A 25971-nucleotide genomic window follows, 5' to 3' on the forward strand; every position below is an offset into this window, starting at 1 on the left:
TTTTATGTTAAACGATGGGAAAAGAAAAAGCAAGAATAAATCATAATGATTACGATTTAAGAATAGAAATAGACTATAAAATTTGTGCTGTAGTATGGAGCATTTGGACAAGCACATGTTTACATATAAATAAAATGGAGGCGAGAAGCTTGGTCTTTAATAGAGTTTCAAAAGAATTAGTAGGCATAGCTCTTATCGCTATGTTTCTCTTTTTATTATTTTTTGTAGATTTTACAAGTCTAGCAAATTTGCACAAAAATATGCCACAGGAATGGTTGAATGTGAATACAGTATTTTTAAGTATCATTTTTGAAGCAATACCCTTTATTTTATTAGGGGTAATTGTTTCTTCATGTATTCAAGTGTTTGTGACGGAAGATATGATTCAAAAAGTAATGCCGAAATCTCCGATTGTTGCAATGATTCCGGCAGTATTTGTGGGAGTTCTTTTTCCAATGTGTGAATGTGTCATTATACCAATTGTAAGAAGGCTCATTCAAAAGGGGTTACCACTTCATGTAGGCATTGTTATTTTACTGAGTGCACCCATTATGAATCCAGTTGTTCTTTTATCTACTGTATATGCGTTTCCAAAAAATGATTACGTTGTATATGCACGCTTTGGGATAACAATTTTAGTTGCTCTATTCATAGGTCTAATTGTGTATTATTGCTATCGCGAAAGAAATGTTTTAAAAGATGTAGAGGTTTCAGTTCAAACAAGCAATAAAAAGAGTTGGAAAGATGTTATGAATCATATTGTAGATGAGTTTTTTGATACTGGTAAGTATTTATTGATTGGTGCTTTTTTAGCAAGTGTATTTCAAACGTTTTTTGATCGGAATGTACTGGATGCAGTAGCACATAACGAAGTAATTGCCCCCTTTATTATGATGGGATTTGGTTATGTTTTATCAATTTGCTCTGCAGCCGATGCTTTTATAGCGGCATCTTTTGGACATGTTTTCTCGGTAAAGGCACTTCTCGCATTTCTTGTGTTTGGGCCTATGCTTGATATGAAAAATACGTTAATGCTATTTGCATATTTTCAAAAGAGATTTGTATTCTTTTTGATAGGAATTGTCATTATATCTGTGTATACCATCCTGCAAATCATAATGTTATAGGAGGTGAGAAAGAATGGGGAAAGAGGAGCAGAAGGCATATCATTGCTATATTCGTGGCATTATTTTAATTGGTTTAGCAATGCTCTTATTTAAACTACTTGTAACAGGTAATATTTATAATTTTATCGCTCCAAAAATGATCAAATTTACGTATATAGCTTTTGTAGTAATTTTAATTTTTGGTACTGTACAAGTTTGGGGAGATGGAAGAGAGAAACAGCATGATTGTAATTGTTGTAAACATCATACAACATCAAAATCAGGGATAAAAAGTTTCTTTGTATATGTTTTATTTGTCGTTCCGATAGTTAGTGCTTTTCTCTTTGGAAGTGTAACAATTGATGGAAGTTTAGCAGAAAAAAGGGGTATGAATCAAAGTGTACAGTCGAGAAGTCTGGAAAGGAATGAAAAAGAGGGGGAACAGGTTAATTTTGATGGGCGAGAAGTATCCGTGGATCCAGAAGAAACATCAAATTTATCAACGACTTATAAAACGGAAGAGCAAGTAGTAAAAAGTATGTTAGGACAGCGTAAACTACAAGTAAAGGATAAGGATTATGTTCAAACAATGAATGTAATTGGTCAAAATGTCAATTGGTTTAAAGGGAAAGAAATTACATTCTTAGGGTTTATATATAAGGATAAAGATGTGACGGGTAATAAAGCAGTAGTGGCTCGATATGGTATAACTTGTTGTATTGCGGATGCATCAGTCTGGGGGATGATTGTTACCGGGAAAAATATTGAAAAAATTCCAGAAGAAACATGGGTGAAAATAACAGGATTATTAGATGAAACGACATATAAAGGAACAGTCTTTCCACTTGTAAAAGTAAACAAAATCGAGAAAATTAATAAGCCAACTGACCCATATGTATATGATGCTTTACCTCAATAGAAAAGAATAAATTCTTCATATTTTCATGAAATAGAATCATAATCATGGCAATAAAAAAATAAAGATAAGAGTAATTTGGTTTGTTAAAAATATGTGCAGAAGGAGTTATGCGATGAACTGGGTTACTCATAAACCATCATTTGAATTTGAAACATTTAGTCCTATTATTCGGTCACAATCTGCGTGGAGTGGACATTTAGATTTTGCATATGACTTAGTACGATTTGAAAAACCGGAAACTTTAGTTGAGTTAGGTACACATCTAGGTGCTTCTTTCTTCAGTTTTTGTCAAGGAGTAAAAGATGGAGGGTTATCGACTAAATGCTTTGCAGTAGATACTTGGGCTGGAGATGGGCATACAGGTCCATATGGAGAAGGGGTTTTTCAAATAGTAGAAAAAGTAGTGAGCGATAACTACCTTAATATAGGAAATTTAATTCGATCTACTTTTGATGATGCTGTAGACCGGTTTCAAGATGAAACGATAAATCTTTTGCATATTGATGGCTATCATACGTATGAAGCTGTTTCTCACGATTATAATACATGGCTACCGAAAGTCGCGAAAAACGGTATTGTATTATTTCATGATATTGAAGTTAGAAGTGGTGATTTCGGCGTGTATAAGTTTTGGGATGAGGTAAAAGCGAAGTGCCCTCATTTTCAATTTGCGCATTCATATGGACTGGGAGTGTTATTTCCGAAGGGTTGTAGTGATAAGTTTGAGGAAATACTTAAAAATAAAGAAGAAATACAAAATATGTATAAATAAAGATAGGGCATACATCATTTTAAGGATGTGTGCCCTATTTTTTGCGTAGAAAATAATGGTGTGAATTAAAAAGTTAAGATAGTTGTAAAAAGTTTTGTTGCAGCAAATATTAAAAAAGTTAGTATGGGATTGTTCCTTGTAAATAAAGTGAAGCTTTAATATGTTCATATCGATTCGGAATTTTACAGTAGTTAATTTCTTACCTAAGTGCTTTGCACTTACTGAATTTTAAGGCGGAGGTCTTATTGGCCGAAAATATCGGGATAAATAAAAATACAACATTTTTTATATTTTTCATTGCGAAAAACGTAATCTACTTTTACAATAGAAAGGGTTGTGAATATATTATACTGGAAAAATAAATCGAAATAATATGAAAATTTTGTTTTGTCTTCGCTAATTGTATATTACATACATGTAAGACGACATACGTCATGTTATCGACTTGTAAGGAGAGAAAAAAATGAAAAGTGTAAGATTACCATCGATGCTAGAAATCATAGTTCTTTTATTACTATTTCTTGCTGTTGTCTTTTCCTTCCAAACGATTTTTGATCTCCCAATTCAATTAGCGCTATTTATTTCATGGTTTTTAGTAATTGCGCTTGGATTAAGATTAGGATTTCGTTATCAAGAATTGCAAGATGCAATTACGAAAGGGATTTCTAACGGATTAGAAGCAATACTGATTTTAGTTGCAGTAGGTGCTTTAATTGGAACGTGGATTGCTGGTGGGGTAGTACCAACATTAATCTATTATGGATTAGAATTTATTCACCCTAGCATATTCCTATTAGCAACATTAATTATTTGTTCTATAACTTCTATCGCAACAGGAACGTCTTGGGGAACAGTGGGAACAGCAGGTATTGCTATGATGGCGATTGGTGAAGGACTTGGTTTACCACTTCCGCTTGTTGCTGGTGCAGTTCTTTCAGGAGCTTATTTCGGCGATAAATTATCACCACTTTCTGATAGCACAGTTCTTGCAGCTTCTATGGCGAAAGTAGATGTTATTGCTCACGTTCGAGCTATGCTCGTATTAGATGTTCCGGCTTATATTATTACTAGTATTATGTTTACTGTAGCTGGTTGGATGTATGGCGGCGATAATGTAGATTTGAATCGAGTAGAATTTTTAAAAGAAGCTTTATTAAAGCAATTTGATATTAAAATATGGATGCTTGTTCCGGCGGTCATTGTTATCGTTCTATTAGCGATGAAGAAACCGTCTATGCCAACAATTGCAATGGGAGCTTTAATTGGTGCAATTTGGGCAACTCTTTTCCAAGGGATGAACTTTGGAGAGGCGATTGGAACAGCTTATAACGGATTCTCAATTCAATCTGGTGTTGAGTTTGTTGACAAGTTATTAAACCGTGGTGGAATTAACGGCATGCTTGGCTCAGTAGCCGTTATTATTTTCGGTTTAGGATTTGGTGGATTACTTGAAAAACTAGGTGTTTTAAAAGTAATCGTATCAAAATTTGAGAAGAAATTAAATTCTGCAGGTAATGTAACATTGTCTACATTAATCGTGGCATTCTTAGCTAATATATTTGGTTGTGCGATGTATGTATCACTAATTTTAACACCAAAAATTATGGAAGATAGCTATGATAAATTAAAAATAGACCGTCGTGTATTAGCGCGTAACTCAGAAGTAGGTGGAACGTTAACTTCAGGTATGGTTCCATGGTCTGATAATGGTATTTTTATGGCTGGTATTTTAGGTGTAGCAACGTTCTCATACGTTCCGTTTATGTGGTTAAGCTTCGTATCGTTAATTTTAGCAGTTATTTACGGATATACAGGCAAATTCATCTGGTATGTAGATGATGCAGATAAAGGAAAGCAAGCATCATAAAATAAAAATCACCTTCTACAATATGTAGAAGGTGATTTTTTTATTTTTTAATAGCATTTGCTGAAGTTATTTCATTCTCATATTTAGCAATTTTTTGTTGTATCTTTTTTAAGTTTTTTTCAATGTCTTGCATGAACTGTAAGACATTGGTCTCCTGTTGTTTCATTAATGCTAACCTTTGAAGGATGGTAGATTCTCCTTCCATAGACCAGTCGATAAATTGTTTTATTTTTTGAATTGGCATACTGGTGTTTTTTAAACACAAAATCATTTCTAAATATTTCAGTGCTTCTTCATCAAAAACTCGATCTCCTTTTTCGTTTCTTTGCAGAAAAGGAAACAGTCCTTGTTTATCGTAATAACGTATTTGAGAAATAGTTAAATGTTGCATTTTGGCGACTTGCCCAATTGTATAATACATATCATTCATCCTTTTATTACCAAGGTATAATGCCATCTTTGTTAAGTATTTTACCATTATAGTTTGTTTCACTTAATGCATATTTAATAATAATTTTAGCACTTTCAGTGGTTGTATGGCCACCAGGGGAATTTCCATTAAGATCCGTAGTTGTAAAACCAGGAGTTACCCCAAATACTTCTGGACCGTTAGTGGCAAATTCTTTACTAAAAGCTAATGTTAAAGCATTAATAGCTGTTTTGGAAGAATTATATCCTAGTGTATTAATTGGATGTGTTTCACCATTAGCAAACATTGTTAGTGAGGCCATGTCAGTTGTTACATTTATTATTTTACTGTTGCTTGAATTCTTTAATAATGGTAAAAAGGCTTGCATCATTTGGAAAGTTCCAAAAAAATTAACTTCAAATCCTTGGCGTAAAGTTTCAATATTTAATTCACTAGGTAGTGTATTGAAGTCTAGCGCTATGCCTGCGTTATTAATTAATAAATGTAAGTGGTCAGTCATTTCGTAAATTTTCTTTATTGCTTCTTGAATGGATTGTGAATTTGAAATATCTACTTGAATATAGGAAACGTTTGAAACATTTAAAGATTCTACGGCTTGTTGTCCAAGTTGTTCATTACGAGCACCTAAAAATACGTGATAATCTTTTTCTGCTAATTGACGAACAAGTTCATATCCAATTCCTTTATTTGCACCTGTTATAAAAGCATATTTTTTCATATTGAATTCCTCCAGTAGTGTTATAGTAGGTTACAATGGAAAGGATACAGCCTAAACTTAAGTTTAGGTCAAGAGGAATTTTTTAAAATAAATATAGAATATCTATATATAAGAGTGAGAATTCTTATCATTTAAGAGAAAGTCTGTTATTATAAGAGATGTAGGTATTATATTTTCAAGGGGATGAAAACATGGAGTACAGAATTGAAAGAGATACATTAGGAGAAATAAAAGTTCCAGCTGATAAATTATGGGCAGCACAAACACAACGTAGTAAAGAAAACTTTCCAATTGGAACAGAGCAAATGCCACTTGAAATTGTAAAAGCATTTGCAATTTTAAAGAAGAGTGCAGCGCTTAGCAATCAAAAATTAGGAAAGCTATCAGAAGAAAAAGCAGAAGCAATTGTAGAAGCTGCGGATGAAGTGATTGCAGGGAAATGGAATGAACATTTTCCGCTTGTCGTATGGCAAACAGGTAGTGGTACACAGTCAAACATGAATGTGAATGAAGTAATTGCAAATCGTGGGAATCAAATTTTGAAAGAGAAGGGATCTGACGTACATATTCATCCGAATGATGATGTGAACATGTCACAAAGTTCAAATGATACATTTCCAACGGCGCTTCATGTAGCTTGTGTAATCGCAGTAGAAAATCACGTATTACCAGCAATTACGAAATTAAAAGAAACTTTAGCAGAAAAAGTAACTGCATTTGAACATATTATAAAAATTGGTCGTACACATTTACAAGATGCAACGCCGTTAACTTTAGGGCAAGAAATTAGCGGATGGCACCGTATGCTTGAAAAAACAGAGCGTATGATTGCAGAGAGCAATACATATATGAAAGAGTTAGCAATTGGTGGAACTGCGGTTGGAACAGGTATCAATGCTCATCCTAAATTTGGTGAGATGGTATCAGAGGAAATTAGTCAATTTACAGGTAAACAATTTGTTTCTGCACCAAATAAGTTCCATGCATTAACGAGCCATGATGAAGTTGTATATACTCACGGTGCATTAAAAGCATTAGCTGCGGATTTAATGAAAATCGCTAACGATGTACGTTGGCTTGCAAGTGGTCCACGTAGTGGTCTTGGAGAAATTATTATTCCAGCAAATGAACCGGGAAGCTCTATTATGCCAGGGAAAGTAAATCCAACGCAAAGTGAAGCATTAACGATGGTTGTAGCGCAAGTGATGGGGAATGATGCAACAATCGGATTTGCTGCGAGCCAAGGTAACTTTGAGTTAAATGTATTTAAACCTGTTATTGCTTATAACTTCTTACAATCAGCTCACTTATTAGCGGATGCAATTGTTTCGTTTAATGACAATTGTGCAGTTGGTATTGAAGCAGATGAAGAAGTAATTAATGAAAATGTGAATCGTTCACTAATGCTTGTAACAGCGCTAAACCCACATATCGGATATGAAAATGCAGCGAAAATTGCGAAGCATGCTCATAAAGAAGGGTTAACTTTAAAAGAAGCAGCATTGCAATCTGGGCTACTAACAGAAGAGCAATTTGATGAAATTGTGGATCCAAAGAAAATGATTGCTCCAAAAGAGTAATAGAGAAAGCCAAGGTTCTTAGTATAGAATCTTGGCTTTTTTGATGTTCATTTTTATGTTTCATCTACTTGCAATACTACAAGCTTCAAAATATATTATTTGTTAGCAGGCGTATTCATTACTTTCATCTGTGGGCAGTTCTCTTTTAAGAGTGAAATGAATTTTTCTTCTTCTAGTGGTACGAAAGTGGTCACTGAGTCAAATAAATTGTAATGGATTTCTAATTGTTGTCTAGTCCATTTTTTTGAATGAAGTTTTTTACCAGAGTATTTAACGTGACGAATATCTTCAAATGGAATTTCAGTATGAAAAATGAAACCGTGTTTTACAACAAGAGATGATTCCGTTATGTTGTAGTGAGAGAAATAGAATGAAGAAAGATTCACGATATTTAATAGCATCATGAGAGTGAAAAAAATAGAATTTTCATTTTGGAAGAATAACGAAACGAAAAAAATAATTATAAATAATGTAATGAAAATGACGTGGAATGGATTTTTTTTCGCTTTAAATTTCAAGTTAGTCACCTCGGTATACTTGTTCTTTAACTAAATTAAATCATAACATTGTGATAAAACGTGTGAATATGCAGAATTGCATATTCGCGCGTTTTATTATTCATGTAAAATTTCTTGATGGGATAAATTCAAAAGAAGTTTTGTAATAGTGGAGTGGCATAAAGTGACTTACAAGAATAGAAAGATAGCGTTAGTCATAATTAGTTGTATGATCATTATGAGTAGTTGTGCTAATAAATTTGTTGAAGATAGAAATCGAAAGCATACATTTGTACAAGCAAGTAAGGTTTTAGTAGAGACTGTAAATAGAATATATAAAAAGTAAAGGATGTTTTCTTATACGAAAACATCTTTTTTGTAGTTAAAATTGAATACTGAAGTTTTGGAATGAGTGAATACCAGTTCCATATTCACTAATCGCATATGTATTCTGTGCAATTTGTTTAACGGTAAACTAAGGGTCTTGAAGAATATTTATGTTCTATTTCACATCCTATAAAATGAATTTGTATAAACATATTCGCTTTTCGTTGTATTAAAACCTTTTGTTAGATGTTTTTATAAAAGTTTATAAAATGGGCAAACGAAACGTTGAAATGTTTGTTTGTGTTGTGATAAGATGATGAAGTGATAATAAACGATATATTGATTTGTTTGGTTTTAAATAAACATTTTGAAGGAGTGTTTAGTATGAGCGATATTTCAGAGAAGTTTTGGGATGCGTCAATAGAGGAATTAAAGAAAGGGTATGTGTTTGATGAAGAAAAAGAGGAGTACATTTGCTTAGCTTGTGGTGAAACATTTATTAAAGGTGTTATTTATCAAGATAACCAAATTTTGTATGAAGCAGAGAAGTTCGTCCAATTGCATATTCAAAATGAGCATACGTCTATGTTTTATTATTTGTTAAATATGGATAAGAAATTTACTGGTTTAACGGATTTACAAAAGAAAATGGTTCAGTTTTTCCATATGGGACTGAATGATAAAGAAATTGTAAAAGAGATGGATGGCGGAAGTACATCAACAATTCGTAATCATCGATTTACACTGCGAGAGAAAATGAAGCAAGCAAAAGTATTTTTAGCGCTAATGGAATTATCAGAAGAAAAATCAAAAGTACAAACGAAATTTGTGCCAATTCATAGAACAGCAACGATGGTGGATGATCGATACAATATTACGGAAGAAGAAAATGATGAAGTATTAAAAGCTCATTTTACAGAAGGATTAGATGGACCTCTCTCTAAATTTCCGAAGAAACAAAAGCGTAAATTAATTATATTGCGCCATTTAGTGAAGAAGTTTGATAGTAATAAAAAGTATACTGAAAAAGAAGTAAATACAGTGATAGAAAATGTATACCCTGATTTTGTAACTTTAAGAAGATATTTAATCGAATATGGATTTTTAGATCGAACAGCCGATGGAAGTCAATATTGGGTGAAGTTATAATCATACGAAAAGAAAATGAATAGAAGCACAGTATTATAACAACTATACAAAGAGATAGAGATTGAAAATAGATGTTTAATAAAAGGAGAAATGAAATTTGAAACCACCTGCAGATAACAATAAAGAAGGTGCGGAGTCACATAAGTTGGAAAGTGAGAGTAAACCGATTTGGAAATCGATGTCGATGTTTTTAGTACCGTTATTATTAAGTAATGTACTACAATCAGTTGGACAATTATTTGGTATGGTAGTAGTAGGAAGATGGCTTGGAGTTAATGATTTAGCGGCTATATCAGCATTCTTCCCATTATTTTTCTTGCTCGTTTCATTTGTAATTGGTATCGGTTCAGGAAGCTCTATTTTAATTGGTCAGGCGTTTGGTGCTAAAAACGAAGATCGTTTAAAAGCTATCGTTGGTACGACGTTGACGTTTACCTTTATTATTGGAGTTGTGTTGGCGATAATAGGCAGTATTTTTGCGATGGATATTATGCGTCTAATGGGAACGCCAGAAAATATTATTGAAATAAGTGTACATTATGCACGGATTTTATTTATATCGATGCCAGTATTATTTTTATATTTCGCATATACAACATTTATGAGAGGTACAGGAGATTCTAAAACGCCATTTTACTTTTTAATTGTAAGTACAGCGCTAAATATGATCTTATTACCGATTCTTATTTTTGGATGGTTAGGAGCTCCGAAATTAGATGTGTATGGAGCGGCCTATGCATCTGTTATATCTACAGTTATTACGTTTATTGTCATGCTTGTGTATTTAAAGAAGAAAAATCACCCATTACAACTAGATGGAACGGTTAGAAAATACCTTCGAATGGATGGGGAGTTATTAAAGCTATTACTAAGGCTCGGTATTCCAGCGAGTATTAATATGATATTAGTTTCATTATCTGAAATTGCCGTAATCGCATTTGTAAATCGTTACGGTTCGGATGCAACAGCTGCTTACGGCGTTGTGAATCAAGTTGCAAGTTATGTACAAATGCCAGCAGTTAGCCTTGGTATTACAGTTTCCATTTTTGCGGCACAATCGATTGGTGCGAATCAATTTGATCGATTACAGAAAGTTGTGAAGGCCGGAATTATTATGAACTACGTCATCGGTGGTGTGTTAATATCTCTTATTTACGTATTCTCAAGAGACATTTTATCACTATTTTTAACGAGTCAAACTACAATTGAAATTGCTCATAGCTTAGTTATGATTACATTATGGAGTTATTTAATTTTCGGTCATGCACAAATTATTAGTGCGACAATGCGAGCGAGCGGTACAGTACTTTGGCCAACTGTTATTGGAGTTGTTTCAATTTGGCTTGTAGAAGTACCCGTAGCATATTATCTTTCTTACCATACAAGTCTTGGAATAGAAGGCATTTGGATCGGGTATCCAGCAGCATTTATTGTCAGCTTAATATTACAGTATGCATATTATAAGCTTTCATGGCAAAAGAAACGAATTACACGATTAGTTAGTTAAATAGAAAAATGTCCCTAAGTTATTAGACTTAGGGACATTTTTTCGTAAGTTCAGGTTTATAAATAGCTTTTTAAAGTTATATCAAAATGTTGTCTAATGAGTGTTTTATCACTCATATAAAACTCCCACGCTTTTTCCGGTTCACCGATAATCTCAAAGGATTCCTCTGTAATATATAAAGCGCAATTATCCTCCAGTGCAATTCCTTCTATATTCCCTTGATGATTTTGTAAAAAGGAATGGAAGGCGTTCATTCTGTTTAATTGATTATAATGTGGACAAAATCTTTTATTAACAATACCCCATCCGTTACTCTCTATATAACCAGAACCTTCATAATCTGATCGGATACTAGACGTGAACCAACACATAGCACCAGCGCTATAACCAGCAATAAGTGTTCCTTGCTGCAGAGCCAATAATAATTTTTCATCGAGTCTATGTTCTTTCCATTGCGTAAGCATGTGAATATAGTTCCCGCCACCTAAATAAATTAAATCGGCTGAATGAATCATCTCGTCTATTTCATACTTTGAAGGTGAATCTGTTGTACTACGTAAAATTTGTACTTCACAATGTAATTGTTTTTCAAAAGTGTCTAAAAATAATTTTATATAGCTTTCATCATCATGACTAGCCGTTGGAATAAACAATATTTTTGGGTACTGTTTATTTGTTAATTCTATAAGGCGTTCATTAATAGGCAAGTGATTTGAATCTTGTAAATCACCGCCACCAATGACAGCTAATTTCATAGTAAAGCACCACCTAATTATTTTTGTTATATAAAAATTCGATAGAAGAGAGTTACATTCCTTCCGTAATGTAATCAATAATTAGAAAATGTAGCTTAAGTATATCGGAATAGTAAAGAAACTACTGACTATATATACCAATGCATTAGAAACCATACATTGATATATAATATTTCATACTAATGTTTCAAAATATGGAAAAATATGTTTAAATAGATATAATGACGCATTGATTCATATTGAATTTATACTTATATTTTAAAAGGGTATCGGAAATAATAGCGATTTTTTAAAACAGTTTTTACTTTTAATAGGAAGTTGTATTACAATATGTTAAAATTATTTCAATATATTTATTTAATATGAAATACAAAGAAGGAGAGTGAAAAAAGTGGATTTTCGATTTGAATTTACAACGAAGCTGAAAGAATACTTAGACGATGAGAAGGATGAAAAAATAATAAAAGATGGACACAGAGATGTAATTTTTCACTATTTATATGCGTTAGAGACTGAAATTGGCGTTGTTAAAAATCCTAATTTTACTTTTTTTGCATCAGGAAGACGTTCACATATAGTGTTAGAAAACGTTGAATTTAAAACAGAAGTAAATGTAAAAAGTAATATAATTGAAATTACAAAAATAGTGGATAATGTAGCTATTCCGTTAGATACTATCGTAGCGAAAGATCGGGAATTATTTGCACTTGGACGTAATGAGAAGTTTAGTGTACAAATATTAGAGCAGTATCTTTTTGATACATTTGGAGAAAAATTAGGTTTAAAATGAATGGAATAGCCTATGTATTTATGGGTAGTTAATTTTCATATATATCATTTACGTTTGACCTTTCATTTAATTTATACTACAATTCGTAGTGTGAAAGGAGTTGTACAATGTTTACTCAAAACTATAAGTTAAATGAGCACGGGTTAAATCATTTCTTTGGACCGCTTGAAGCGAAAATTATGGAGATTGTTTGGTCTAGCGATGGTATTACTATTAAAGAAGTGCAGCAGAAATTAAGTGAAGAATCACCTGTGAATTTTAACACTGTTATGACAGTTATGAACAGGTTAGTAGAGAAATTACACTTAGAAAAACAGACTGTGAAAAGAAGTGGTATATATCGTGCTGTACAAACAAAAGAAGAATTCTTATCCAATCAAACGAAGAAAATGACACAGGAATTGATGGGGGAATTTGGAGATTTAGTTGTAAATCATATGTTAGATGAGTTAGAGCAGGCTGATCCGACTTTAATAAAAAAGTTAGAAGACAAATTGAGTCAGTTAAAAAGAGAGGATTAATGAAATGAAATGGCAAATGCGTAAAATCGTATTGTTAGCAGTAATTGTTAGTATCCTCTTTTTCAGTATGTTAGTGTATTACGTTACATATCCATTTCTGTTTCAAAATAAGATGTTCCTTCTTTCAAATTTTTGCTTGTTCCAGTTAGAAAAACATATGAAAGAATTATCGCTGATTCGTATTATAATCGCTGGATTATTACTACTTACTGTATTAATCGTGTGCAAAAGAATTTGGCGACAATTTTTCTATAGTAAAAAATTACAAAAAGTACTTATCCCTTTCGTCCGAAAAAGAAAACAAATATATATATTGCCGACTACGGAAGTTGCGGCATTTACAATTGGGCTATTTCGTCCGAAAGTTGTCATGTCGGAAGGGTTGCTTCAAACATTTTCAGATGAAGAAATTGATGCGATTATTTTCCATGAAGAATATCATCAAAAGAATTGGGATCCGCTAAAATTATTTTGTTTTACGCTATTAGCAGAAGGAATGATGTACATACCGATATTAAAAGGGTTGTTACAGCGATATCATACGTATCAGGAGCTAGCTGCTGATAAATATGCGATGCAAAAAATGGAATCTTCATTTGAGTTAGGTAGCGCGTTATTAAAATTAATTAAAATAAAGACAATGGAAAATCGATGTGTTACAGCTTCATTTGCAAAAACAGCAATAAATTTACGAATCGAGCAAGTGTTAAATGAAAAGGTTGTTAAGCTTACTATTCCGTTACATACGAATTCGGTATATGTAACAGTAGGTTTATTCTGTATGTCGGTTGTACTTATTGTCGGAGAGTGCATATAGCCTCTTTTTTTAAGAATAAACACTACTTATTGTAGTGTTTAAGGGGGAATAAAATGAATGCAGCAGATTTAACAATTTGGCTTGTGGCTGGGGCGGGAGTATTGTCATTTATATCACCGTGCTCTTTACCGCTATATCCATCTTATTTATCTTATATTACAGGTGTGTCTATCCAAGATTTAAAAGAAAATCGTGGGATTATGCAAAAATCAGCGATTATACATACAGTATTTTTTATGATCGGATTTTCGGTTATATTTTACGCGTTAGGTTTATCGGTAAGCTGGATTGGAATAACATTTTCATCTAACCAAAAATTGATTCAACAAATTGGTGGGATTTTTATTGTTTTAATGGGGCTATTTATGACGGGCTTGTTTCAGCCTAAGTGGCTTATGGCAGAGAAAAAGGTGCAGTATAGAAGTAAATCGACTGGATATATTCGCTCGATTTTAGTCGGTATGACATATGCAGCGGGTTGGACGCCATGTGTTGGACCGATATTTTCAGCTGTACTCATGCTTGGCGCGACGAATCCTGAAGGGGCGCTTCTTTATATTACAGCGTATACTCTTGGGTTTGCGGTTCCATTTTTCGTGATGGCATTCTTTATTGGGAAGGTAAAATGGATTGTTACATATGCCAATGTCATGATGAAAATTGGCGGTGGAATGATGATTGTAACAGGTATTTTATTGTATACAAATCAAATGACGAAAATTACAGCATTCTTTATTCGTCTATTCGGTGGATTTACAGGTTTTTAAAAATGAGGAGGAAGAAAAGTGAAGAAAATAATTGCTATTATATTAGTAGGGGCACTCGTTTGGGCGGGGGTTAACTTTTATAATTCAAAGAAAGAAGAGAAGGAAAGAAAAGCGAAACAAGCAGAGTTACAGGAGAAAGAAGTATTACCACAAGTCGGTTTTAAAGCACCTAGCATCACATTAAAAGGATTAGACGGAAAGTTACAGTCGTTAAATGATGCCAAGGGAAAACCGTATATTATTAATTTTTGGGCATCATGGTGTGGGCCGTGTGAAATGGAGGCACCTGACTTAGTTCATATGTATGATAAATATAAAAAGGATGTTGAAATTTTTGCGGTGAATGCAACTGTTAGTGACCCAGTACAAGAAGCAAGCGCATTTGCTAATCGTTATGGTTTTGAGTTTCCTGTTCTACTAGATATGGACGGAGTAGCTGGACTAGATTATAAAGTATTCTCTTTACCGACGACATTTTTTGTTAATAAAGATGGAATTATAGTAGATCATGTACGAGGTGTATTACCACCAGATCAATTAGAAAAGAAATTTAAGAAATTGATTGAGAATTAAAAGGAGATTTGGTGACGATGGAGTGGATTGTGAGGTTACAACCCATATCTCTTATAATTGGAAGTCTATTTGGTTTTATGTTGATGAAACGAAAGATGAAGTATCAAAATGTATCATATGAAAAAATGATGGATGCCGTAACAAATGCTTTTCTTATCATCGTATTTGTATGGAAGTTTGCACCAGCAATTTTAAATCCTGTATGGGCTTTTGGGGCGCCGGTGCAAGCAATATTAGCTATTGGAAGTATGCAACATATTGTAGTAGGATGCGTAATTGCGAGTGTATACATTTTTTGGAAAAGTAAAAAGGAACAATTTTTGCTTCGTATTTTACTTGATGTACTCCCTTTTGGATTGTGTGTGTGCATTATCTTTTATTTTCTATTCCATCATGAAGTAGGTGTACAAACGACACTACCATGGGGAATGAATATATATGAATCTAAATTTTTATATCATCCTATTTTCGTATATGAGATCATCCTTGCTCTTTGTATAATGGGCTTGTTATGGATGAAAAATGAAAGGCTCGGAAATGGAAAGAATATAAGTGTTTTTCTAATTATTGAGGGGTTTGCTCATATTATTATTTCGCTTGTTAGTGAACAAAATTCGGTTCTGTTTGGTCTATCAGCAGAGCAAATAATGAGCTTTTGTATTATTAGTTTAGGGATTTTGTTGGTGCCGAAAAAATAAAAGATAGCCATGTACAGAGAGTATCTGTATGGCTATCTTTTATAAGCATATTTCTTCATCATATGCTAAATCATTATATTGTAGAAATCTAAAAACCCCTTTATTAGGGGTTTTTAGGTTTCTATAGGTCTGCATGTGTTTCTTGTTTATCTGTATCCCATTTTGGAAGTTGTTTTGCTTGTTGACTTTCAGTAAAATTATTAAATCCAAAAGCAAGTATGCATGTAAAGGTTAAAATAGCTAAACTAATCTTTTTCATTATCTTAGTGCCTCCTTAGTTAATAATTTTTGTTTTGCTTCGTAAGTTTTGAAAAAATATTTTTGAGATTTCTCTATTTTATTCACTTTATGAAATTCTACTGCTAATAATTCGTAATATTCTTGTACATAATCGTATAATTCTTTACTGTTAAAATATGTAGTGCCTGCAATGATTGCGTTTTCTAAGTCGTCTAGAATACCAGTGTGTTGTGTTTTTAAGATAGTGAAATGGTGTTTATATTCTTGATTATTTAATTCATTACAAATTTCTAAGCCTTTTTGAACCCAATCGTTTGCAAGTTCTTTTTCATTTAAACTAAAATGTTCTTTGGCTTGTAGAAAATTGGCTTTTAGGTGTTTAGGTAATTTGTTTGTAACTATTGTAAGATGTCTAATAGCGAGGGTTGATAGATTTTGAGAAGAGTAGAGCCAACCTAAGTTATTTCGAACTTTTAAGATTAGTGTATCGTCTTTCAGCTTTTGTAAAATATTGATTGCTGAATTATAGTTCTCTTCGGCTTGTTCGAATTGTTTTAAATAAACAGAACATGAGCCTAAAATGTTTTCGCATAGAGCTATTTTAATTTCATAACGTGGATATTTTGAGAAAATCTCTTTAGCTTGATTTGCATAATTGATTGCTGTAAGTGGTTTGTTTGTATGGTGATTAAATATAGCAAATTTATATTTATATTCAGCTTCTTCTAGTTCGCCTGGTACATGTTTTAAAAGGGATTCAGCTTTTTCGTATTCTTTTTTTGCTTCATCATAATTTCCAATAATGGTAGCATGTTCAGCTTTAAAAAAGTGATAATAATAAGTAATAAAGTCTTCAGTTATTGGATTGTCTAAACGAACAATTTGACTAAAAGTATCATACTTAATGTTTGTCCAATCGGTTAGGACCTTATATTTAAAGTTTAGTAGGGAGTAGTAAAGCGATAGAGTTTGATCAGCTTCAATTTTATTAATCTGTTTCTCTATTTTTTCTTTTAATTGTTTCGCTTCAATTAATTGCTCCGCTACCATTACTTGATATAAAATGTTTAATTCGTTGACAATCTGTTCATGCCCTTTTAATAACACACTCATTATATATTCCCCCATTCGATAAAAGTATCCTAATTTAATTATTTCTATAATAGCAAAATAGAAGAAGTATAAGAGTGATTTTACCATATTTTTCAAAAAAATTCTGAAAAATTAATTAATTTTACATATTTCTTATTTTTATGTGAATATTACAAGTGCCTCTGGTAGTGGTGGGATGAATCTGACTCATGATACGTTAGCATCAATGGGAGGGATAGTTTTACTTGTAAATATGTTTTTAGGAGGATTGTTCGGATTGGGTCCAACTGTTAAGTTTTTAACAAAAATTTCACTTTCTTATTTAATAAAAACAGGATAATCCTCACTTTATAAGAATCATCCTGTTTTTATTGATATATTAAAAAATCGGCGGAGTAACAGAAAATAAGACTATCGCGTTTTTTTCAAAATGATTCACCCATTTATGCTTTAAATAAGCAGGTATTTTTACACTGTCGCCAGTTTCTAATACGTATTCTTCCTCATTTAAATATAATGTGATTTTCCCATCTAAGACAAATGCTAATTCTTCTCCTTTATGTTCTAGCACATTTTCTGATGAAGCTGTATTAGGCGGGACGGTCATAATTGCTGTTGCTAAATTTCCAGTGAAATCAGGTGAAAGCATTTCATATGATAAATTATCAATAATCATTTTCTTTCGTTTATGGGAACGTACAATTAAATCGTCTGTATTTGTATCTTCAAGTAAAAAGCTAAATGTTGGCACATCAAGAGTTTTAGCAAGCACTTTTAATGTTTGGATAGAAGGGTTAGCGGACCCGCGCTCAATTTGACTTAACATTGATGGTGTAATATCGGCCATCTTTGCTAGTTCTTTACTAGTTAAACCTTTTTCTTTTCTTTGTTTTTCAATTTTTTTACCAATATCTATATTTTCCATAATGAAAATCTCCTTAATAATTATTAAATTATATTTAAAAAAATTAAATTAAAATTAACTTAATGGGATTATTTGTGTTAAACTATATTAAAATTAATTTAATTATAATTTATTGTATGGTGAGCTACAAGGATATAAGGAGGAAACAAAATGAAAGAAATAGGGGCATTACAAGCAGAATATCCATTAGTGAATAAGCTTATTGCAACAGAAGAAGTATTTTGGATAAATCCAAACATAGAAAAGTATGAAACAGCAATAAAAGATTCACCACTTAATGAAGAGAATGTAAAAGATGCGGAAGAGAGATTAAAGCGTTTTGCACCATATATTGCGAAAGTTTTTCCTGAAACGAAAGGGGCGAACGGCATAATCGAATCACCTTTAGTGAAAATACCTTCTATGAAAGAAGCTTTAGAGAGAAAATATGAGCAACCTATTTTAGGAGAATTATTATTAAAATGTGATAGTCATCTTCCAATATCAGGATCAATTAAAGCTAGGGGCGGTATTTATGAAGTGTTGAAACATGCTGAGCAACTAGCATTGCAGCACGGAATGGTAACAGAAGAAGATAATTATTCCGTTTTAGATAGTGATACATGTAGAGAGTTTTTCTCGAAATATTCAATTGCAGTAGGTTCTACAGGGAATTTAGGACTTAGCATAGGGATTATGAGTGCGAATCTAGGTTTTAATGTAACTGTTCATATGTCAGCAGACGCAAAAGAATGGAAGAAAGATTTATTAAGAAGTAAAGGTGTAAACGTTATTGAATATGAAGATGATTATAGCAAAGCAGTAGAAGAAGGAAGAAGACAAGCGGATGCGGATCCTAGCTGTTATTTTGTAGACGATGAAAACTCGCATGATTTATTTTTAGGATACGCAGTAGCAGCATCACGATTACAAAAGCAATTAGAAGAGTTAGAGGTTGTAGTAGATGAAAATCATCCTTTATTTGTTTATCTTCCGTGCGGAGTAGGAGGAGGACCTGGCGGAGTAGCATTCGGTTTAAAGTTATTGTATAAAGATAATGTTCATTGTTACTTTGCAGAGCCAACACATTCTCCTTGTATGTTACTCGGCTTAATGACAGGCCTTCATGACAAAATTTCCGTTCAAGATATCGGAATTGATAATGTAACAGATGCGGATGGACTTGCGGTAGGAAGGCCATCTGGATTTGTCGGTAAAACGATGGAACCATTTTTGAGTGGGAATTACACAGTAAGCGATGAAGAGTTATATAGATTGTTAAAAGAGCTAGCTGATACGGAGAATATTTATTTAGAGCCTTCTGCACTAGCAGGTATGATAGGGCCAGTGAAAGTATGTAAAGAAGATGAGTATTTACAAAAGCTACAGTTAACAGAGAAGGTGAAAAAAGGTACTCATATTGTGTGGGGAACGGGTGGAAGTATGGTTCCAAACGATATAATGGATGAATATTATAGGAAAGGTTTGGAATTAACGATATAAGAAAAATGAGGCTAGTTGTAGCCTCATTTTTTCATGTACATAAAAATCTTTGTTATTTTCACAATAGTTCTTTATAGTATATATAAAGGATAACTAATATTGAATAAATACAACAAAAAGCTTTATTTTACATAATAAGAGGATGTGTATACGATGTCATTACAGACTAAATATATAGCGGGTATTTCGCTTGGGGTTATGGGTGTCGGCTTTGCGGCTTCTATCCCTTTTCAAGGAACGATAGCTGGAGAGATTATACAAGGGGGATTTGAAGCTGGGTTAGTTGGCGGGCTTGCAGATTGGTTCGCAGTTACAGCATTATTCCGTCACCCGATGGGAATACCAATTCCGCATACAGCTTTGTTACCTAAAAATCGTAAACGAGTAACGAAAGGGCTCATCAATACGTTAGAAAATGAATGGCTGACGAAAGAAAGTATTACGAATAAAGTAAAAGAGATGCAGTTAGCACAAATGGTACTGCAAATTGCTGAGAGAGAAATGCAGTCTGATGCTGTGAAAAAGGGGATTGTAACGATTGCAGAGAAAGCAATTGTTACAATAGATACAGAAAAGTTAGCTGTTATTATTGAAAAAGAATTAAAAACATATTTGCATACAATTAATACAAGTAACATTTTACAAGTGCTTGTTGATCAATTAGTTGTGCAAGAATATGATGAAAAGACACTTGATTACATTTTAGTAAAAGTGAAAGATTGGACAGCGCAAGATGAAGCACGCTACCAGCTTGGAAGTTTAGGTATGAAGGCGATGGAAAATATAAAAGTAGATGGATTCTTACAGTTTACATTGAAATCGTTTATGAATATTGTAGATGAAGATAAAATTGGCGGCATTTTGCAGAAGTTTATTATTAGCAATATTAACAGCTTACAAGATGCAGATAATAGCACGAGACAACTTATATTAGCGAAAATTCGTCAAGAAATTATAAATGTAAAAGAAAATGAAGCGTTACTACAAGAATTAGAAAATTGGAAAGAAAAATGGATTGCCAATTGGAATGCTACTGACAAAATAAAAGAGATGCTAGAGCAAGTACAGCAAAGAGCAGTTGCTTTTGTAAATAATGAAGAATTTGCTGATAAATATGTTATTCCATTTTTACAAAAACAAATGAATAAAATAAAAGAAGATGAACAGACAGTTCAAAAAATAGAAGATTGGTTACAAAAACAAGTTGTAAGTCTTGTTGAGAAGAACCATTCGAAAATTGGTAAGCTTGTACAAGAAAATCTTGATAAGTTAGATGATAAGACGTTAATCGAAATGATTGAAAATAACGTCGGTAAAGATTTACAGTGGATCCGAGTAAACGGGGCGGTTTGCGGATTTATGATTGGATTAGTGTTAGAAGGAATTAAAGCGATTATATGAGAAAAACCTTCCGCAATTGCGGAAGGTTTTTTATTTTTCGAGAACACTCATATTCAAATTATAAGCTTTCTCAATATTTAACTTGTACGTCCCATTTCCAGTTTTAATCGAATTTTTATACCAATGTTCTTGGGTGTTTAATTCTGGATGTTCTTCTGAAGAAGTATTTTCGTTTTTCGTTAAATCTTCTACTTGTTCCCAAGGTGTACTTCCATGTGTTTCTTTTTGATTCGTTACTGCTGTTAAAGATACATCACTTTCTTTTGCAAGATGGACAGACACTCTTGAGCTTTCCTGTACAAACCAATTATTTTGTAATTGACCTGGATAAAGAGATAGTTCGTTATTTGAAGCACGGATTTCCACATTTTTATTTTGTGGAAGAACAAGCGTTGGTTTCACCTGTGGTGCTGAATTAAATAACGTATGCTGAACAGGTAATGATTTTAAAGTGATATACATCGTTTCTCCAGCCGTTTGAACTGAAAGGAAATCATCTCGTTTTAAATTGAGTTTTTCATTTGCTTTCGTTGTCATTTCATAAGTTCCCAAAAGATGAATTTGATTTGTATTATTTCCCTCTATCGTTAGAGGTTGATGTCCTGCATCTACTACGATTTTTTTGATAGATTCAGGTATATCAAATTGTCCGTCTGGAATATTACTCGTTTGCCTCGTTGTGTTAATAGAGTGACGAACTTCTTCTAGTAATCCAGTTGATAATAAACAGTAAAAAGCAATTCCGACGCTTCCTAAAACACCGATAAAGAAAATACTAAAAATATCATATTTAATAAATGATTGTTCCTTCTTAGAAAATAGAAGGTATAGTAAAACTTCAGCTCCAAGTATGATAAGTAAAACTGGCCACCATGCAGTTAGTGTATCTAATACTTGAATTCCTTTTACGACTGAAAATAGTAAAAAGCACCCTAACGATATAATAGAAAGCCCCATTGAGAATGTTCCAACACGCCAAGTCCTCATTCGCTTGTCCCACCTTTGTTTTCTTTATTTCCAAGTAACAATTTAAAGCCGCCGCCAATTAAAAGGAGCGCAACGATAGATGTCTGGAAATAGCGATAATATAGTTCACTAAGATGAATATTAAATATAGTTACAAAATAATCATTCAAAATAGGAAGGACTGTTTGATTTAATAAATAATAACCACCGAGTGTAATTAATCCGATACCGATCCATCTTTGATGATTTATAAAATAATCGATAATGGGTTCGTCTTGTACTCGTTCTTTTCCGTATTTTGCTGTTTGCTGTAACGCATCAAAAAAGCTATAGAACCAAATGATTGGTACTAAAAATAAAAACGCAGAAAGTCTTAATAAGTCGAGTAAATAAATAGATAGTAAAAAGGCTGCCATAAGCTGAAGACCACGGCGTTGTAAACCTAAATACATATGACCTGCTCCAGGGAACATCGCTAAAATAGAAGCAAATGTTTTACTTTTCTTTCCTTGCTCTCGATGTTCTTCAAAATCTTCGAAAATAGTACGGTCAATTAATTGCTCGTCGCGTTCTTTTTTCTGTAGTTGCTGAACAACGTCAAAGAAATTATAAATCCATAAAACAGGTAACGTAATAAGAAAGATAAGGAAACTTCCTTGAGATGTTAATAATGTTACAAATATAATCATGCTGCCTAAGCCAGCGCAAGCGACTAAAAACGTAAGACCGCGTTGCATAAGTCCTAATTGGAAATGGCCAAGTCCAGGGATGATGGATAGGAGAATGATATAAAATCGTTCGCTCTCTTTAGAGGAATTTATCAATTCTCCAGCTTCTTGTTTTTTCGTTTGTTTTATAATGGTGATAACTAAATCTAGTAAGTTAATTACCCATAGAACAGCTAGTAAAAATAGAGAAAGAAAAGCAATATCACGTTCTCTTACTACTATGGTACAAAATACTGCAAAGGAGAATAGAAATAAAGATCCTCCGCTATATAAAATAAACCGTCCTAGCTTTTTTAAGTATAAATGTCCAAGCCCAGGAATTAGCCCTAATACAAGTGCTAAAAAGGGGTTTTTATTCATGCTTTAAACCTCCGTCCTTTTTTGATGTATCTACCGATTTGTTTACAATTTGTTGTGAGATAGAAGACTCGTTATGTTTTGAAGATTTCTCGAAATTTGATGTCGCTGTAAAAATATATTGGAATAAACCACTTACCATAAAAATAATTGTAGCTGCAGTCGCAATTATGTAGTGAATAATTGTGCGTTTTAGTGAGTTTGTTTTTATATTTTCATTAGGTTGTAGCGTTTCAAAATTAATTTGCGTCATAACTTCGTTCGTAAATGAATCATCATTTATCATTGGAAGGTTTTCATGTTGTTCATCAATACTTTCCATATAAAGTGTTAAACAATGATCACATTCGTAAAGATGTTCTTCCATAGATTCACGTTTATTGTTTTCTATAAAATCTAATGTATAATTGCGCCAATCTTCTTTTGAATAATGCATCATAGAAACTCTTCCTCCTTCCAATGTTTTTTAATCCATTTTCGTGCCCGATACAGTTTCATTTCGACTGTTTTTACTTCGATGTTTTCCTGTAAAGCAATTTCTTGATAACTTTTTTCTTCTAAGTAATGTGCGAGAACGACGTCACGGTAATTTTCGGGAAGTTCTCTCAGTTTTTGAGCAATGAGTAATTTCTGCTCTTTCGTCAATAATAAAGCCTCAATATTATGAGAGGACTTTATATTTTCCTCAGCTTCTTTACATAAGGAGAGTTCTTCACTTTCTCTAGCTTTCTTCCTCTTATAATCAATAGCGTGATTGGTGGCAATACGCGCCATCCACGTTTTTAATCCGCGAAATTGATAATTTGGGAGAGAGGTGTGAATTTTTACGAATACTTCTTGTGTAACATCTTTCGCATCTTCTTCATGTCTTAAAATAGAAAAGATAACTTGAAAAATATAATGACGATATGTTTGTACAAGGATACGAAAAGCATGCTCGCTTCCTTGCTGTGCTTTTTCAATTAATTGTTTTTCCTCAATGGGTCTCTCCCTCCTTTTTGACGCATTCTATTATATAGACGTAAAGAATGATAAGTCACCCTACACATATTGTAAAAAAGAATAATATATTTTTTGCAGGAGAGCTAGATGAAAAAAGGTGTGAAAAAATGGTAAAGAGAAGTATATAATGAGCAAGTAGGAAATGTTACACGGAGAAAGGATGTGAATGTTAGTAGGGGAAGGGCCATACTAACAAACATGAAAATTAAAATATTAATAGCGGATGATAACTCTTTTATTAGAGAGGGCATGAAAATTATTTTAAATACATACGAAGAGTTCGAAGTAGTAGATACTGTAAATGATGGGGAAGAAGCTGTAGCATATTGTAAAAAGCATGAAGTTGATATTGCTCTTTTAGATGTTCGCATGCCAAATATGAACGGGGTAGAGGCGACGAAGTTCATTTGTGAAGAGACGAAAACAAAACCGCTTATTTTAACGACGTTTGATGATGATGAATATATTTTGGATGCAGTAAAAAACGGAGCGAAAGGTTATTTGTTAAAAAATAACGATCCGGAGCGTATTCGTGATGCGATAAAAGGAGTATATAACGGTCAAACTGTTATGCAAGATGTTGTCCTCGATAAAATTAAGTCTAATTTAATGGAAAGTAAAGAGGAAGAATGTAAAATTGATAAGAGCCTTTTCACAGAAAGGGAGCTTAGTATTATCGCATTAATTGCAAAAGGTTTCTCGAATAAAGAAATTTCGAAACAGCTTTTTATATCTGAAGGAACAATTGCAAATTATATTACGTCAGTTTTAGGGAAAACTGGACTTGAACATCGCACACAAATTGCGATTTATTACTTAACAGGGAAAGTAGATTAGTGATATGGAATTTTGGCTAACTGTAAGTAAATTAATTGTCTTTTTATATATTGTGTTTAGTTATATTTACGCAAATGTAGTAAATTTACCTTGGGTTATATTTACTTTACTTATTTACCTCTCTGTAAACGTAATGATTTCTATATTTAAAAAAGATACGTATAAAAAATTATTAATCTGTATGTCAATTGGCATAATTATGTTATTTACATGGAGGGTTCATCCATTTTTTATTTTGTTTTTACCTTTGAACTTATACGAAATTACATTCCATTACATAGAAAAGAATTGGCCACGCTTTGTTGTTATGATGCTCCCAATTACGATTGCAGATGAAAGTATTCGAATGACTTATGGATTAATTGTTGCATTTTCTTTTCTCGTTTTAACTATAGCAGATCGATATATATCGCGTGTAGTAAAGCTTGAATCGCAAAATGATAAGATGCGAAAAGATATGCAACGACTTACGAAAAGCTTACATGAAAATAAAGAGTACATAAGACAATCTGAATACACATTTAAGCTAGAAGAGAGAAATCGGTTATCGCAAGAAATTCATGATAAAATTGGTCACTCGATGACGGGTGCACTTATTCAAATGGAAGCAGCAAAAAGGTTAATGGAAATAGATAAAGAAAAATCTGCGGAGTTATTACAAAATGCAATTCACATTTCAAAAGATGGAATTGAAAGTATTCGCATTACATTAAAAAATATGAAGCCTCCAACTGAGCAAATTGGCATTCATCGTATGAAATTATTCATAGAGGAATTTGCCGGTAAGAATGATGTGAATATTCCTTTTGTATACAAAGGGAACTTAGATATGATTTCTCCCATTCAGTGGAAAATTATCGGTGAGAATGTTACAGAAGCACTAACAAATGCAATGAAATATGCTGATGCGACAGTTATTTCTATAGATATTCATGTACTTAACAAGATGGTTAAGGTGCAAGTGAAGGATAACGGAAAAGGGGTAGCTCTTGTTAAAAAAGGTCTCGGTATTATGGGGATGGAGGAGCGAACGGCGTCTGTAAACGGAAAAATTATTGTAGATGGGACAAGTGGTTTTTCAGTAACGATGTTGTTGCCAATATAAAGAGAATGGTACGAGGATGAACCATCTCATATGAAAAAAGTGA

Annotated in this window: 29 protein-coding genes; 18 read left to right on the forward strand and 11 right to left on the reverse strand. The window is 32.9% G+C overall.

Going from position 1 to position 25971, the window contains the following annotated elements:
* The first annotated feature begins 134 nt into the window (after positions 1-134).
* The 4 genes from ACTFN4_RS09530 (at position 135) to nhaC (ending at position 4664) form a co-directional block, all read left to right on the forward strand.
* On the forward strand, positions 135-1127 hold the full coding sequence (locus ACTFN4_RS09530) for a permease (RefSeq protein ID WP_171053853.1): 993 nt from the start codon (positions 135-137) through the stop codon (positions 1125-1127).
* Positions 1128-1140: 13 nt separating this feature from the next.
* A complete protein-coding gene (locus ACTFN4_RS09535; RefSeq protein ID WP_439962237.1) occupies positions 1141-2025 on the forward strand; it encodes a TIGR03943 family putative permease subunit in 885 nt (294 codons plus the stop codon).
* A 112-nt stretch (positions 2026-2137) separates the two neighbouring features.
* On the forward strand, positions 2138-2797 hold the full coding sequence (locus ACTFN4_RS09540; RefSeq protein WP_001104669.1) for a class I SAM-dependent methyltransferase: 660 nt from the start codon (positions 2138-2140) through the stop codon (positions 2795-2797).
* 463 nt (positions 2798-3260) lie between these two features.
* Positions 3261-4664, forward strand: coding sequence for a Na+/H+ antiporter NhaC (gene nhaC / locus ACTFN4_RS09545; RefSeq protein WP_000843992.1), 1404 nt, complete (start codon positions 3261-3263; stop codon positions 4662-4664).
* Positions 4665-4704: 40 nt separating this feature from the next.
* Here nhaC and ACTFN4_RS09550 read toward each other — a convergent pair whose 3' ends face one another.
* Both ACTFN4_RS09550 and ACTFN4_RS09555 read right to left on the reverse strand, forming a co-directional pair.
* On the reverse strand, positions 4705-5085 hold the full coding sequence (locus ACTFN4_RS09550) for a MerR family transcriptional regulator (RefSeq protein ID WP_439962238.1): 381 nt from the start codon (positions 5083-5085) through the stop codon (positions 4705-4707).
* A 16-nt stretch (positions 5086-5101) separates the two neighbouring features.
* A complete protein-coding gene (locus ACTFN4_RS09555) occupies positions 5102-5812 on the reverse strand; it encodes an SDR family NAD(P)-dependent oxidoreductase (protein ID WP_000759544.1) in 711 nt (236 codons plus the stop codon).
* A 191-nt stretch (positions 5813-6003) separates the two neighbouring features.
* Here ACTFN4_RS09555 and fumC point away from each other — a divergent pair, with 191 nt between their 5' ends.
* On the forward strand, positions 6004-7392 hold the full coding sequence (gene fumC, locus ACTFN4_RS09560; protein WP_000456608.1) for a class II fumarate hydratase: 1389 nt from the start codon (positions 6004-6006) through the stop codon (positions 7390-7392).
* 95 nt (positions 7393-7487) lie between these two features.
* On the opposite strand, the gene ACTFN4_RS09565 is transcribed toward fumC, so the two are convergent.
* Positions 7488-7910: a PH domain-containing protein gene (locus ACTFN4_RS09565; RefSeq protein ID WP_000669069.1), complete on the reverse strand. Its 423-nt coding sequence runs from the start codon at positions 7908-7910 to the stop codon at positions 7488-7490.
* A gap of 690 nt (positions 7911-8600) precedes the next feature.
* On the opposite strand from ACTFN4_RS09565, the gene ACTFN4_RS09570 reads away from it, so the two are divergent.
* Complete coding sequence (locus ACTFN4_RS09570; protein ID WP_439962239.1) at positions 8601-9365, forward strand: DUF2087 domain-containing protein; 765 nt, start codon at positions 8601-8603, stop codon at positions 9363-9365.
* Between the two features lie 97 nt (positions 9366-9462).
* Positions 9463-10872 (forward strand): MATE family efflux transporter, encoded by a 1410-nt coding sequence (locus ACTFN4_RS09575; RefSeq protein WP_000804124.1) that lies wholly within the window; start codon positions 9463-9465, stop codon positions 10870-10872.
* Between the two features lie 56 nt (positions 10873-10928).
* Here the strand turns inward: ACTFN4_RS09575 and ACTFN4_RS09580 are convergent, their stop codons facing one another.
* Positions 10929-11627, reverse strand: a complete 699-nt coding sequence (locus tag ACTFN4_RS09580; RefSeq protein ID WP_000762114.1) for a peptidase E — start codon at positions 11625-11627, stop codon at positions 10929-10931.
* A gap of 391 nt (positions 11628-12018) precedes the next feature.
* On the opposite strand from ACTFN4_RS09580, the gene ACTFN4_RS09585 reads away from it, so the two are divergent.
* The 6 genes from ACTFN4_RS09585 (at position 12019) to ACTFN4_RS09610 (ending at position 15793) form a co-directional block, all read left to right on the forward strand.
* Positions 12019-12417 carry a DUF3942 family protein gene (locus ACTFN4_RS09585; RefSeq protein ID WP_000347525.1) on the forward strand — a complete coding sequence of 133 codons (399 nt, stop codon included), beginning with the start codon at positions 12019-12021 and terminating at the stop codon, positions 12415-12417.
* Positions 12418-12524: 107 nt separating this feature from the next.
* Entirely contained in the window at positions 12525-12938 is a 414-nt protein-coding gene (locus tag ACTFN4_RS09590; protein WP_000495053.1) for a BlaI/MecI/CopY family transcriptional regulator, read from the forward strand.
* 4 nt (positions 12939-12942) lie between these two features.
* Complete coding sequence (locus tag ACTFN4_RS09595; RefSeq protein ID WP_000871939.1) at positions 12943-13755, forward strand: M56 family metallopeptidase; 813 nt, start codon at positions 12943-12945, stop codon at positions 13753-13755.
* A 53-nt stretch (positions 13756-13808) separates the two neighbouring features.
* On the forward strand, positions 13809-14522 hold the full coding sequence (ccdA, locus tag ACTFN4_RS09600) for a cytochrome c-type biogenesis protein CcdA (protein WP_000990443.1): 714 nt from the start codon (positions 13809-13811) through the stop codon (positions 14520-14522).
* Positions 14523-14540: 18 nt separating this feature from the next.
* Positions 14541-15095 carry a TlpA family protein disulfide reductase gene (locus ACTFN4_RS09605; RefSeq protein WP_000719879.1) on the forward strand — a complete coding sequence of 185 codons (555 nt, stop codon included), beginning with the start codon at positions 14541-14543 and terminating at the stop codon, positions 15093-15095.
* A gap of 17 nt (positions 15096-15112) precedes the next feature.
* Positions 15113-15793, forward strand: a complete 681-nt coding sequence (locus ACTFN4_RS09610; protein WP_000454847.1) for a prolipoprotein diacylglyceryl transferase family protein — start codon at positions 15113-15115, stop codon at positions 15791-15793.
* Positions 15794-15914: 121 nt separating this feature from the next.
* Here the strand turns inward: ACTFN4_RS09610 and ACTFN4_RS09615 are convergent, their stop codons facing one another.
* Together ACTFN4_RS09615 and ACTFN4_RS09620 are read right to left on the reverse strand one after the other, a co-directional pair.
* Positions 15915-16052 carry a hypothetical protein gene (locus tag ACTFN4_RS09615; protein WP_000724012.1) on the reverse strand — a complete coding sequence of 46 codons (138 nt, stop codon included), beginning with the start codon at positions 16050-16052 and terminating at the stop codon, positions 15915-15917.
* Complete coding sequence (locus ACTFN4_RS09620) at positions 16052-17146, reverse strand: tetratricopeptide repeat protein (RefSeq protein ID WP_000114849.1); 1095 nt, start codon at positions 17144-17146, stop codon at positions 16052-16054. Before ACTFN4_RS09620 ends, ACTFN4_RS09615 begins: the two co-directional genes overlap by 1 nt.
* Before the next feature lie 142 nt (positions 17147-17288).
* Here ACTFN4_RS09620 and ACTFN4_RS09625 point away from each other — a divergent pair, with 142 nt between their 5' ends.
* Positions 17289-17465 carry a hypothetical protein gene (locus ACTFN4_RS09625; RefSeq protein ID WP_002025592.1) on the forward strand — a complete coding sequence of 59 codons (177 nt, stop codon included), beginning with the start codon at positions 17289-17291 and terminating at the stop codon, positions 17463-17465.
* 39 nt (positions 17466-17504) lie between these two features.
* Here ACTFN4_RS09625 and ACTFN4_RS09630 read toward each other — a convergent pair whose 3' ends face one another.
* Positions 17505-18050: a helix-turn-helix domain-containing protein gene (locus ACTFN4_RS09630; protein ID WP_439962240.1), complete on the reverse strand. Its 546-nt coding sequence runs from the start codon at positions 18048-18050 to the stop codon at positions 17505-17507.
* 150 nt (positions 18051-18200) lie between these two features.
* On the opposite strand from ACTFN4_RS09630, the gene ACTFN4_RS09635 reads away from it, so the two are divergent.
* Positions 18201-19532, forward strand: coding sequence for a D-serine ammonia-lyase (locus ACTFN4_RS09635; RefSeq protein ID WP_000658538.1), 1332 nt, complete (start codon positions 18201-18203; stop codon positions 19530-19532).
* A 153-nt stretch (positions 19533-19685) separates the two neighbouring features.
* On the forward strand, positions 19686-20933 hold the full coding sequence (locus ACTFN4_RS09640) for a DUF445 domain-containing protein (protein WP_000058300.1): 1248 nt from the start codon (positions 19686-19688) through the stop codon (positions 20931-20933).
* Positions 20934-20963: 30 nt separating this feature from the next.
* On the opposite strand, the gene exsE is transcribed toward ACTFN4_RS09640, so the two are convergent.
* Genes exsE through ACTFN4_RS09660 form a run of 4 tightly spaced genes read right to left on the reverse strand, consistent with a single transcriptional unit; the run spans position 20964 to position 23965 of the window.
* Entirely contained in the window at positions 20964-21920 is a 957-nt protein-coding gene (exsE, locus tag ACTFN4_RS09645) for an exosporium protein ExsE (protein WP_001261429.1), read from the reverse strand.
* The gene (locus ACTFN4_RS09650) at positions 21917-22987 is read right to left on the reverse strand and encodes a hypothetical protein (protein ID WP_001039115.1); all 1071 of its coding nucleotides are present in this window, start codon (positions 22985-22987) and stop codon (positions 21917-21919) included. Before ACTFN4_RS09650 ends, exsE begins: the two co-directional genes overlap by 4 nt.
* The gene (locus ACTFN4_RS09655; RefSeq protein WP_000972341.1) at positions 22980-23423 is read right to left on the reverse strand and encodes a hypothetical protein; all 444 of its coding nucleotides are present in this window, start codon (positions 23421-23423) and stop codon (positions 22980-22982) included. The genes ACTFN4_RS09650 and ACTFN4_RS09655 overlap by 8 nt, the downstream gene beginning before the upstream one ends.
* Entirely contained in the window at positions 23420-23965 is a 546-nt protein-coding gene (locus ACTFN4_RS09660) for an RNA polymerase sigma factor (RefSeq protein ID WP_256737415.1), read from the reverse strand. The genes ACTFN4_RS09655 and ACTFN4_RS09660 overlap by 4 nt, the downstream gene beginning before the upstream one ends.
* Before the next feature lie 219 nt (positions 23966-24184).
* Here ACTFN4_RS09660 and ACTFN4_RS09665 point away from each other — a divergent pair, with 219 nt between their 5' ends.
* Together ACTFN4_RS09665 and ACTFN4_RS09670 are read left to right on the forward strand one after the other, a co-directional pair.
* Positions 24185-24823 (forward strand): response regulator transcription factor, encoded by a 639-nt coding sequence (locus ACTFN4_RS09665; RefSeq protein WP_000694093.1) that lies wholly within the window; start codon positions 24185-24187, stop codon positions 24821-24823.
* A 4-nt stretch (positions 24824-24827) separates the two neighbouring features.
* Complete coding sequence (locus ACTFN4_RS09670; protein ID WP_000397690.1) at positions 24828-25928, forward strand: sensor histidine kinase; 1101 nt, start codon at positions 24828-24830, stop codon at positions 25926-25928.
* Positions 25929-25971: the final 43 nt, after the last annotated feature.

Origin of the sequence: Bacillus cereus group sp. MYBK95-2, assembly GCF_051915225.1 — a bacterium.
GTDB lineage: Bacteria > Bacillota > Bacilli > Bacillales > Bacillaceae_G > Bacillus_A > Bacillus_A cereus.